Raw genomic sequence first — 11,187 nt, forward strand, 5'->3', positions numbered from 1 at the left:
GATCTCCAATGGCACGACATATGGGTATTCGTCGGCGGGCTAGGCTTCCCCCGGCGACCCGGCCTGGCGGCTAGGTACCGTCCGCGCCCTGCGGCGGAAGACGCCGGCGCCGCGCCTGGCGATGCTTCTCGGCATGAACGGTGTCGTTTTCGTCTTCCCCGGCCAGGGTGCCCAGTGGCGCGGCATGGGAAGCGCCCTGCTGGAGCAGGAACCGGCCTTCGCCGCGGCGATCCGGGAGTGCGAGGTCGCGCTCGAACCGTACCTGGACCGATCCGTCACCGACGTCCTCGCGGGCAGGGCCGACGCCGACACGATCGACGTCGTCCAGCCCGCCCTCTTCGCCCTGCAGGTCGGGCTGGCCCGCCTGTGGGAGGCCAACGGCGTCGTGCCCGCCGCCGTGGTCGGGCACAGCCTGGGCGAGGTCGCCGCCGCGCACGTGGCGGGCGCCGTCACCCTCAAGGAGGCGGCGCGGATCGTCGGCGTCCGCAGCCGCCTCTACCGCAGGCTCAGCGGGACGGGCGCGATGGCGCTGCTCGGCCTCGGCTGGGAGGAGGCCGCCACCGTGGTCGCCGAGCAGAACGACCGGAGCGGCGGCCGTATCTGCCTGGCCGCCGCCAACGCGCCCGGCTCTACCGTGGTGGCCGGCGACCACGACGCGGTCCACGCCCTCGTCGAGCAGCTCCGCTGGGAGGACATCTTCTGCCGCCTGGTCGGCGCCGACGTCGCCGGTCACAGCCACCACGTCGACCCGCTGCTGCCCGAGCTGCGCGACGCGCTGGCCGCCCTGGCGCCGGTGCCCGCCACGACCCCGCTCTGGTCGACCGTCACCGGCCGCCCCGGCACGGCGCCCGACGCCGTCTACTGGGGACGGAACCTGCGCGAGCCCGTCCTGTTCTGGCCGGTGATCCGGCAGCTGCTGGCCGCCGGGCACGACACGTTCGTCGAGCTCAGCCCGCACCCCACCCTGCTGTCCGGGCTGCGCGACGTCGACGCCCTGCTGCTGCCGTCCGTGCACAAGGAGGACACCGCCGCCTTCGCGGGCTCCCTCGCCCGGCTGCGCGAGGTGGAGCTGACCGCCGACGGCCCCCTGGGCGACCACCGGGTCGAGGGCCGGCCGGTCTTCCCCGGCGCCGGGTACGTGGCGGCCGCCCTGGAGCACTCGGACGCGCTGGCCGGGGTGGAGTTCCACGTCCCGCTGGTGCTGGACGCCCCGCGCCGCCTGGGAGCCGTCCTCGACGGCGACGCCATCGAGCTCGTTGCGGAGGGCCGCGCGCACGCCTCGGCCTGCTGCACGACACCGGAACCCGCCGCGGACCTGGACCTCCCGCTGATCAGGTCCCGCTGCGCGGACCGGGTCGGCGCGGAGGAGCTCTACGCGGGCTTCGAGGCCAGGGGCATGCAGTACGGTCCCGCCTTCCGGCGGGTCGAGGAGGTCTTCGCCGCCCCCGGCGAGTCCCTCGCCCGCCTGCGCGCCGTTCCCTCCTCCGCCGCGTCCTCCGCGGCCGGGCCGTACCGCCTGGACGTGGCGCTGATCGACGCCTGCCTGCAGGCGGCGGCGCCCGCCCTCGGCGACGGCGGCGGCCTCCTCCTGCCCAGCGCGGTGGCCCGGGTATCGGTGCTGGGCGAGCTCGGCACGGCCCGCTGGGCGTACGCCAGGGTCGCGCCCCGCCCGGCCACCGGCACGCGGGAGAACACGGACACGGGGGCGGACGTGCTGCTCGGCGTCGACGCCTGCGACGAGGACGGCCGGGTCGTCCTGGCGCTGCGCGGGGTGCGGCTGCGGGCGATCGACCGCGAGGCCGGGGCCGGCGGCTGGACGTACACCACGCGCTGGGTGCCGGTGGAGCCCGGCGCCGGCGAGCCGTTCGACGGCGTGGTGCACCGGGTCGAGCCGGGACGGCCCGCCGAGGAGGCGCTGCGGTCGCTGCTGGAGCTGGTCCAGGAGCTGGCCGCCGCGCCGGAGCCGGAGCGGCTGTGGGTGGTGACCAGGAACGCCCAGCCCGTGGAGCCCGGCGACCCGGTCGACCCCGACGCCGCCGCCGTGTGGGGGATGGCCCGCACGGTCAGGCACGAGCACCCCGAGCTGCGCTGCGTCCTCATCGACCTGGACGCCGGGTACGACCCGTCCACCTGGACCCCGGCCGGGCACGAGCCGTGCGCGCCGGTCCTGGGCCCGGGCCCGGTTCCGGTTCCGGTCCCGGTTCCGCGCGGGGCGTTCGCGGGGGACCCGGCCGGAGACGGTGACGGAGACGGGACGCCGGGCCGGGACGCCCCCGGTGCCGCGGACGAGCCGCCCACCTGGAACCTGGGGGGTGAGAACGAGGTCGCCCTGCGGGGCGGCAGGGCGTTCGCGCCGCGTCTCACCCCGCGACCGGCCGGGCCGCGCGGCCCGCACCGGCTCGTCCAGCGCGTCCAGAAGGACCTCGGCACCCTGTCCCTGGTCGAGGACACCTGGGTCGGCGAGGCTCCGGTCGAGGAGGCCCCGGTCGGCGAGTTTCCGGTCGAGGAGGCCCCGGTCGGCGAGTTTCCGGTCGAGGAGGCCCCGGTCGGCGAGTTTCCGGTCGAGGAGGCTCCGGCCGGGAAAGCCCTGGCCGCAGGTGTTCCCGGCGTGCCCGGAGCGGGGAAGGTGCGGATCCGGGTGCACGCCGCCGGGCTCAACTTCAACGACGTGCTGCGCGGGATCGGCATGCTGGGCGAGCAGTCCGAGCCCCTCGGCTACGGCCTGGAGTGCGCGGGCGAGGTGACCGCCGTCGGCGACGGCGTGACCGGCCTCGCCCCCGGCGACCGGGTGGTGACCCTCGTCGCCGAGATCGGCGCGATGGCCTCGCACGTCACCGTGGACGCCCGCCTCGCCGTGCCCATCCCCGCCGACCTCGGCTTCACCGAGGCGGCGACGCTGCCCGCGGCGTACGTCACCGTGGTCTACGGCATGGAGCGGCTGGCCCGCCTGGAGGCCGGGGACCGGGTGCTGGTCCACGCGGCGGCCGGCGGCGTCGGCCAGGCGGCGGTGCGGCTGGCGCGGCGCGCGGGCGCGGAGGTCATCGCCACCGCGGGCTCGCCCGGCAAGCGGGCCTGGCTCAGGGAACAGGGCGTGGAGCACGTCTTCGACTCGCGCTCCCTGGACTTCGCCGACCGGGTCATGGAGGTCACCGGCGGCGCCGGGGTCGACATGGTGGTCAACTGCCTGGCCGGGGAGGCCGTCGACGAGGGGCTGCGCGTCCTGGCGCCCTTCGGCCGGTTCGTGGAACTCGGCAAGCGCGACATCGCCGGGAACCGGCCGCTGCCGCTCGCGCCGTTCGCCAAGAGCCTGTCCTTCCACGCCGTGGAGGCGTTCTCGCTGACCTGGCGGCGCCCGGAACTGGCCGGGGCGATGCTGCGCGAGGTGGTGGACGCGGTCGCGGACGGCACGCTCGGCCCGCTGCCGGTGACGGCCTTCCCCGCCGCCGAGGCCGAGGCGGCGTTCCGCCACATGGCGTCGGCCCGGCACATCGGCAAGGTGGTCCTCACCTTCGACCGGCCCCGGCTGCGCGCCGACGGCACCTACCTGGTCACCGGTGGCCTGAGCGGTCTCGGCCTGGCCTCGGCCGAGGGCCTCGTACGGCAGGGCGCCCGGCACCTCGCGCTGATGGGCAGGAGCGAGCCGGGACCGGACGCGCGCGAGCGGATCGCCGCGCTGCGCGAGGAGGGCGTGCGGGTCACGGTGCTCGCCGCCGACGTCGCCGACGCGGCCGCGCTGGAGGCGGCCCTCGACGGACTCCGCGCCCAGGGGCCACCGCTGCGCGGCGTCCTGCACGCCGCCGGGGTGCTGCGCGACCGCACGATCACCGCGACGGACTTCGACGAGGTACGCGAGGTGCTGCGCCCCAAGCTGGACGGCACCCGCAACCTGCACCGGCTCACCTCCGGCGACCCGCTGGAGCTGTTCGTGCTGTTCTCCTCGGCGGCCGGGCTCCTCGGCTCCGGCGGCCAGGCCGGCTACGCGGCGGCCAACGCCTTCCTGGACGGCTTCGCGCACTGGCGCAGGGGGCGGGGCCTGCCCGCCACCAGCGTCGACTGGGGCGTCTGGTCGGAGATCGGGCTCGCCGCCCGGCCCGACCGGGCGGGCCGGCTCGCGGACAAGGGCATGGGCCCCATCGACCCCGCGTCGGGGCTGCGGATCCTGGCCGGGCTGCTCGCGGAGTCGCCGGCCCAGGTCGCGGTCGTCCCCCTGGACGTCGCCGCCTGGTTCGCGCACAACCCGGGACAGGAACGCTGGTCGATCTTCGCCGGGCTGGCGGGCGGCCACACCGCGACCGGCCCGCTGGACATCACGACCCCCGAGGAGCTGGAGAGGGCGCTCACCGAGTGGGTGGCGGGCGTGCTGCGCACCTCCCCTGCCGCGATCGACCCCGAGGTGTCGCTGACCCGCCTCGGCCTGGACTCCCTGATGGCCGTCGAGCTGCGCAACCTCCTGGAGGCCCGGCTCGGGGTGCGGCTGCCCACCCCCGCCTTCCTCGACGGCCCCACCGTCGCCGAGCTGGCCGGACGGGTGAGCGCCCACCTGGGGGAGCGGCCCGCCGGGGGAGACCCCGTGACGGACGCCCGCGACCCGATGGCGGCGCGGCTGGACGCCCTGTCCGACGCCCAGGTGGACGCCCTGCTGGACGAGCTTCTCAACGACCACATCGGAGGAATGGCATGACATCTCATGATTCGGTGCTGGCGTCCCTGCTGGCCACCGCCGACGAGCACGGCGGGCGTCCGGCCCTGACCTTCCTGGGCAGGGGCGAGAGCACCGCGTGGACCTTCGCCCAGCTGGCCCTGCGCGCCCGGCAGGTCGCCACCCGCCTCACCGAGGCCGGCGCGTGCGGCGAGCGCGTGCTCCTCGCCTGCCCCTCCTCGGCCGAGTACGCGCCCGTCTTCTACGGCTGCATGCTCGCCGGAGCCGTGCCCGTACCCGTCTACATGCCCTCCCTCGCGCACTTCAGGTCGGCCTGGTCGAAGATCGCCTCCATCGCCCGCGACTCCGGCGCCGCCTACGCCGTCGCCCCCGAGCCGCTCCCCGACGCGGGCGTGCTGGCGTCCCTGCCCGGGTTCCGGGGCTGGCTGCACTTCGCCGACCTGCTCTCCGGCGACGCCGCCGACCACTGGTCGCTGCCCGTCCCCGGGGACCTGGCGTTCCTGCAGTACACCTCGGGCTCCACCGGCAACCCCAAGGGCGTCATGGTGACCCACGGCGGCCTCACCCACAACGCCCGCGCGGTCGCCTCGGCCGTCGGAGCCACCCACGAGAGCACCACGGTCTCCTGGCTGCCGCTCTACCACGACATGGGGATCATCGGCTCGCTGGTGTCGCCGCTGCTGTGGGGCGCCCACGTGGTGAAGATGTCCCCGCAGGCGTTCGCCGCGCAGCCGGTCAGCTGGCTGCGGGCCATCTCCGATTACGGCGGGCAGTTCTCCTACGCGCCCAACTTCGCCTACGACCTGTGCGTCAGGAAGGCCACCGACGCCGACGTCGCGTCCCTGGACCTGAGCGGCTGGCGGGTGGCGCTCAACGCCGCCGAGCCGCTCCGGCGGGCCACCATACGGAGCTTCGCCGAGCGGTTCGCGCCCGCCGGACTCGACGCCGCGAGCCTGCGCGTCGCGTACGGCATGGCCGAGAGCACCCTGGTGATCTCCACCTCGCGGCTGGAGGTCGACGACCCCGGCGTCCAGGTGGGGGAGCGCGCCTACGTCCGCTGCGGAACCCCGGTGCAGGACATGGTCTTCGAGATCGCCGACCCCGCCACCGGGCTGCCGTGCGCGCCCGGCGAGGTGGGGGAGGTGTGGGTGTCCGGCCCCTCGGTCGCGGACGGCTACTGGCAGCGCCCCGACGCCACCGCCGAGACCTTCCACGCCCGCCTGCCGGGACGGCCCGAGAGCTTCCTGCGCACGGGAGACCTCGGCGTGATGGAGGACGGCGACGTGGTGATCGTCGGACGCCACAAGGACCTGATCGTCATCAACGGGGTCAACCACTATCCCCAGGACGTCGAGTACACCGTCGAGCGGGTCAGCCCCGCCGTGCGGAGCGGCTTCGGAGCCGCGTTCGCCACCGAGCCCACCGGCGACGTGCCGCAGGCCGAGGCCGCGGTGGTGGTCGCCGAGGTCATGGCCAAGCACGCCGGGAACCTCGGCGAGCTGATCACCGAGATCCGCCTCGCCGTGGCCAGGGAGCACGATGTGATGCTCGACGGGGTGTTCCTGGTCGAGCCGCGCAGCATCCCCAAGACCACCAGCGGCAAGATCCAGCGCCGCGAGTGCCGCGCGATGCTGCTGGACGGCGCGTTCCCCGTGCTGGCCGGATGGACCTCGCCCGCGCTCGCGGGCGCCGACCCGGTGGCGGCCCTGCGATGAACGTCCAGGACCTGCTGCTCTCCCTGGTCGCCGAGCGCACCGGCCTGGCCGACACGGACGCCGACCGGCTGTTCATCGACTACGGCATCGGCTCCGCCGACGCGGTCGCGCTCGCGGCCGAGCTGGAGGCCCGCCTGGGCCTCCAGTTGCCCACCACCGTCTTCTACGACCACCCCAGCCCCCGCATGCTGGCGGCGCACCTGACCGCGTCGGCACCGTCGGCACCGTCGGCGTCGTCGGTGTCATTGGTGCGGGAGCCTGAGCGGGAGGCGGCCGCGTACTCCCCCGAACCGGTGGCGATCGTCGGCATCGGCTGCCGCCTGCCCGGCGCCGACGGCCCCGCGAACCTGTGGAGGCTGCTCGCGGACGGCGTCGACGCGGTCGGCGCGGTACCGGGGGAGCGGGCCGCGCGGCACCCGGGCTGGCGGCAGCCGGGGGTGGGCGAGGGCGGGTTCCTGCCGGACGTGGAGGCGTTCGACCCGGCGTTCTTCACGGTCAACGCCAGGGAGGCCGAGGCGATGGACCCCCAGCAGCGGATGCTGCTGGAGGTCGCGCACGAGTCCCTGCAGGACGCCGGGCTGCGGCTGTCCGAGATGGGAGGGAGCCGGACCGGCGTGTTCGCCGGGATCAGCAGCGGGGACTTCCTGGTCAGCAGCTTCTCCGGGACGGCCGAGCCCGGCCTCTACACCCCGACCGGCGTGGCGCACAGCGTGGCCGCCAACCGCGTCTCCTACGTCTTCGACCTGCACGGCCCCTCGATGGCGATCGACACCGCCTGCTCGTCGTCGCTGGTCGCCGTCCACCAGGCGGTGACGGCGCTGCAGACGCGCCAGTGCGACACCGCCCTCGCCGGAGGGGTCAACGCGATCCTCTCCCCCGACATCGGCCTGTGCTTCCGTACGGCCGGGGTGCTCGCCCCCGACGGCCGCTGCAAGTCCTTCGGGGCGGGGGCCGACGGCATGGGCCGCTCCGAGGGCGCCGTCATGGTGACGCTCAGGCGCCTGGGCGACGCGCTCGCCGCCGGGGACCGGATCTACGCCCTCATCCGGGGCGGCGCGGTCAACAGCGACGGGCGTACCAACGGGCTGATGTCGCCGAGCGCCCCCGCGCAGGCACGGCTGCTGCGCGCGGCGTGCCGGGCGGCCGGGGTCGAGCCCGGCGACGTCGGCTACGTCGAGGCGCACGGCTCGGGCACCCGGCTGGGCGACCTGATGGAGCTGCGCGCCCTGTCGGAGGTGATGGGCACCACGTCCGGGCGCCGCGCCGAGCTGCGGATCGGCTCGGTCAAGAGCAACGTGGGCCACCTGGAGGCCGCGGCGGGCGCGGCCGGGCTGGCCAAGCTGGCCCTGTCGCTCTTCCACGGCACGCTCCCGGCGAGCCTGCACGCCACGAGGCCCGCCGAGGACTTCGACTGGTCCGGTGCCGGGCTGCGCGTCCAGGAGCGCCTCGAACCCTGGACGGAACGGCTGGCCGGGGTGAGCTCCTTCGGCTTCGGCGGCACCAACGCCCACCTGATCCTGGAGGCGCCCCCGTCCCCGGTCGCGTCTTCGTCCCTGTCCCCGGCCGCGGTCACGGCAGGGCGTGTGGGTGAGGTCCGGGGAGAGACGCGCTCGCGGGTCCACGCCCGTCCCCGGCGGCAGGTCTGGGAGGACTGCGAGGGACTGCCCCCCGACGAGATGTGGTCCTATCCCGACAGGTCCGCAGAGCCCCCGGCTCCCGTCGGGGCGTCCTCTCCGGATGGAACCGGCTCTCCGGAAGACACCGGGGAGACGGCTCCGGCGGCCTCCCCGGGCAGGCGCCACTACCTGCCGCTGTCGGCGCACACCCACGCGGCGCTGCGGGAGCTGGTCGTACGGTGGCGGGCCGCGCTGCGGGACCCGGCGCTGGACCTGGCGGCGGCCTGCCACACGGCGGGGGACCGGCGCGACCACCACGCGCACCGGGCCGGGGTGACCGGCGCCGACGCCGCCGAGCTGGACCGCGAGCTCGACAGGGCACTGACCGACCTGGCCGCCGCGACACCGGGCGGTACCGCCCCGGGCGGCCTCGCCTTCGTCTTCGCCGACGAGCCGTACACCGGCGAGCCGCACGCCGATGAGCCGCACGTTGACGGGGCGCGCACCGGCGAGCCCGGCGCGCCCGCCGGGCGGGTCGCGTCCGCCGAAGACGGCACGCGGGCCGGACCCGCCGAACGCGCCGAAGACGCGGCCTCCTCCGCTTCCGCCGCACTCGCCGGGCTCGCCGCACTCGCCGACGAGCTGCGCCGGGCGGGCATCCGTCCCGGCCTGGTGATCGGTCACGGTGCCGGTGAGGTCGCCGCCGCCCGTCATCTCGGCGTGCTGGCGCCCGCCGCGGCCGACGCCGTGGCCCGGCACCGCGCCCGGCTGCTGGCCGGGCTGCCGCCCGTGCACGCCCTGCGGGTCCGGCTGGCGCGCAGGCTGGCGGAGGCCCTGTGCGCCCGCGTCGGTCCCGCGCTCGCGGTGGCCGCGGTGGAGGACCCGCAGACCTGCGTCATCGTCGGTCCCCGGGCCGCGCTGGCCGGTCTGGCCGCGACCCTCTCCGCCGGGGACGTGCTCTGCGGGGACCTCGGACCCGCGACCGCCGACCACAGCGGGCTGGCCGGGCCGCTCGCCGCCGAGCTGGCGGAGGCCCTGGAGGGGTTGCCCGCCAACGTGGGGGAGACGGTGTCGCTGTCGACGCTCACCGGCGCGCCGATCGACGGCCGCGCGCAGGGAGCCGGGTACTGGGCGCGCCACCTGGCCGGGCCGAGCCTGCTCGGCGACGCGCTCACCGGCGCGCTGGACCGGGGCGTACGCACCTTCGTGGAGATCGGCGCCGCGGGACTCGGCCCCCGGCTGCGCGGCGTCGCGAACGGCAGGAAGGCCCGCGTGGTGCGCTGCGCCACCGCGAGCGACCTGCCCGGCGTGCTGATCCGCCTGTACGAGCTCGGCCACGACCCCGACTGGGCCGCGCTCAACCCGCCGGGGGCGGTGACGTCCATCCCGCTGCTGCCCTGGTCCCGGGACTGGTCCGCCTCCCTTCCCCCGGTTTCCCCGGCTTCCCCGGCCGTTCCCGTGACCGTCGTTCCCCAGGAGGTGATCGCATGAGCACCGTCGAGACGGCTCGATCGGGAGACGGCGGCATGGACGCCGTCTCGTACGGGACGGACCCGCCGGGAGGCGGCGGCGCGAGCACCGTGCTGCACGAGGTGGCCCGGCAGGTGGAGCGCACGCCCGACGCGATCGCGGCGATCGGCCCGGGCTCCGAGATCACCTACGGGCGGCTCGCCGCCCGCGCCGGCGCGGTGGCCCGCGTCCTGCGGGACCGGGGCGTGCGCCCGGGGGACGTGGTCGGCGTCGCGCTGCCCCGCTCCGCCGACTACGTGGCCGTGATCCTGGGCCTGTGGCAGGCCGGCGCGGTCTTCCTGCCCCTCGACCCGGCCCTGCCGCCCGAGCGGCTCCGCTTCCAGCGGGAGCAGGCGGGCATGAGCCTGCTCCTCGACTCACTGCCACCCGAGGAAAGCACACGGGAACCGGGAACCGGCGACGCCTGGGAAGCACGGGCGCCGCGCCCGGAAGGCGAAGAAGTCTCGGGCACCGCGAGGACGCCGGAGACCCGCACCGCGGAGGCGTCCGAGCCGGGCACGGGCACCGCGAAGACGCCCGGGCCCCGCGCCGGAGGCGGATCCGAGCCGCGAGAGGGCGCGTACCGGCTGCCGGCCGGTGACGTCCGGCCCGAGCAGTGCGCGTACGTGATGTTCACCTCCGGCTCCACCGGGCGGCCGAAGGCGGTGCGGGTCTCGCACGCCTCGCTGCACAACTGCGTGCGGGCCGTCGCCGAGCTGCTCGCCCCCGGCCCCGCCGACCGGTACGCCGCGAACCAGACCTTCTCCTTCGACATCTCGCTGCTGGAGATGTTCGTCCCGCTCAGCCACGGAGGCGCGACCCTGGTGACCTCCGAGGCGCTGCAGGCCGACCCCGGGCGGCTGGTGGGCTGGCTGGAGGAGCACGGCGTCACCGTCGTCCACGCCACCCCCACCGCCTGGCGCGCGCTGCTGCCGCACCTGACGCCGGGGCGCGAGGCGCTGCAGGCCGTCTGCGGCGGCGAGGTGCTGACCGCGCGGCTCGCCGCCGAGCTGGCCGGGCACGCCGGGCGCGTCTGGAACTTCTACGGTCCCACCGAGGTCACCGTGTGGTGCACCGCCGGGCTCGTGGACGCGGCGGAGCCCGACCCGCTGCCGGTGGGCAGGCCGCTGGACGGCTACCGCGTCGTCGTGCTCGGAGACGACGGCACGCGGGTGCCGGACGGCGAGCAGGGCGAGATCCACGTCGGCGGGCGCGGCGTGGCCCTCGGCTACGGCGGCGCCCCCGAGCTCACCGCCGAGCGGTTCGTCGAGCACCCCGAGCACGGCAGGCTCTACCGGACCGGCGACCTGGGGCGGATGCGCGCCGACGGGCAGCTGCGGTTCGACGGGCGCCGCGACCGCCAGGTGCAGCTGCGCGGTTACCGGATCGAGCTGGGCGAGATCGAGTCCGTGGCGCAGGAGCACCCGCTGGTCGAGCTGGCCGCCGCGCACGTCGTGGACGGCGCTGGCAGCACTGGCGGCACCGGCGGCGCTGACGGTGCCGACGGGGTCCTGCTGCTGTTCGCCCAGGGAGCCGTCACCCCCCGGGCGCTGCGCAAGCACCTCGCCGCCCACCTGCCCTCGTACATGATCCCCGCCAGGATCGACGTGCGCGGCGCCTTCCCGCTCACCCCCACCAAGAAGATCGACCGCGTCGCGCTGCTGGCGTCGGCGAACCGTTAGGAGAA

The 11,187-nt window shown here is 76.0% G+C and carries 4 protein-coding genes; all 4 read left to right on the forward strand.

The annotated features are described in order from the left end of the window. The first annotated feature begins 133 nt into the window (after nucleotides 1–133). Genes ABT053_RS24010 through ABT053_RS24025 form a run of 4 tightly spaced genes read left to right on the forward strand, consistent with a single transcriptional unit; the run spans nucleotide 134 to nucleotide 11,182 of the window. Complete coding sequence (locus ABT053_RS24010; RefSeq protein WP_350971475.1) at nucleotides 134–4,681, forward strand: SDR family NAD(P)-dependent oxidoreductase; 4,548 nt, start codon at nucleotides 134–136, stop codon at nucleotides 4,679–4,681. Beyond that, nucleotides 4,678–6,375, forward strand: a complete 1,698-nt coding sequence (locus tag ABT053_RS24015) for a fatty acyl-AMP ligase (protein ID WP_350971476.1) — start codon at nucleotides 4,678–4,680, stop codon at nucleotides 6,373–6,375. The genes ABT053_RS24010 and ABT053_RS24015 overlap by 4 nt, the downstream gene beginning before the upstream one ends. Beyond that, complete coding sequence (locus ABT053_RS24020; RefSeq protein ID WP_350971477.1) at nucleotides 6,372–9,482, forward strand: beta-ketoacyl synthase N-terminal-like domain-containing protein; 3,111 nt, start codon at nucleotides 6,372–6,374, stop codon at nucleotides 9,480–9,482. The genes ABT053_RS24015 and ABT053_RS24020 overlap by 4 nt, the downstream gene beginning before the upstream one ends. Then, nucleotides 9,479–11,182, forward strand: a complete 1,704-nt coding sequence (locus tag ABT053_RS24025; RefSeq protein ID WP_350971478.1) for an amino acid adenylation domain-containing protein — start codon at nucleotides 9,479–9,481, stop codon at nucleotides 11,180–11,182. Before ABT053_RS24020 ends, ABT053_RS24025 begins: the two co-directional genes overlap by 4 nt. Nucleotides 11,183–11,187 lie beyond the last annotated feature (5 nt).

The organism is Streptosporangium sp. NPDC002524, from assembly GCF_040295985.1.
Lineage (GTDB): Bacteria > Actinomycetota > Actinomycetes > Streptosporangiales > Streptosporangiaceae > Streptosporangium.

Excerpts from the sequence above, each read along its gene's own strand:
- ABT053_RS24010 (WP_350971475.1), top strand. The coding sequence starts at position 134 with ATGAACGGTGTCGTTTTCGTCTTCCCCGGCCAGGGTGCCCAGTGGCGC.
- ABT053_RS24015 (WP_350971476.1), top strand. The coding sequence starts at position 4,678 with ATGACATCTCATGATTCGGTGCTGGCGTCCCTGCTGGCCACCGCCGAC.
- ABT053_RS24020 (WP_350971477.1), top strand. The coding sequence starts at position 6,372 with ATGAACGTCCAGGACCTGCTGCTCTCCCTGGTCGCCGAGCGCACCGGC.
- ABT053_RS24025 (WP_350971478.1), top strand. The coding sequence starts at position 9,479 with ATGAGCACCGTCGAGACGGCTCGATCGGGAGACGGCGGCATGGACGCC.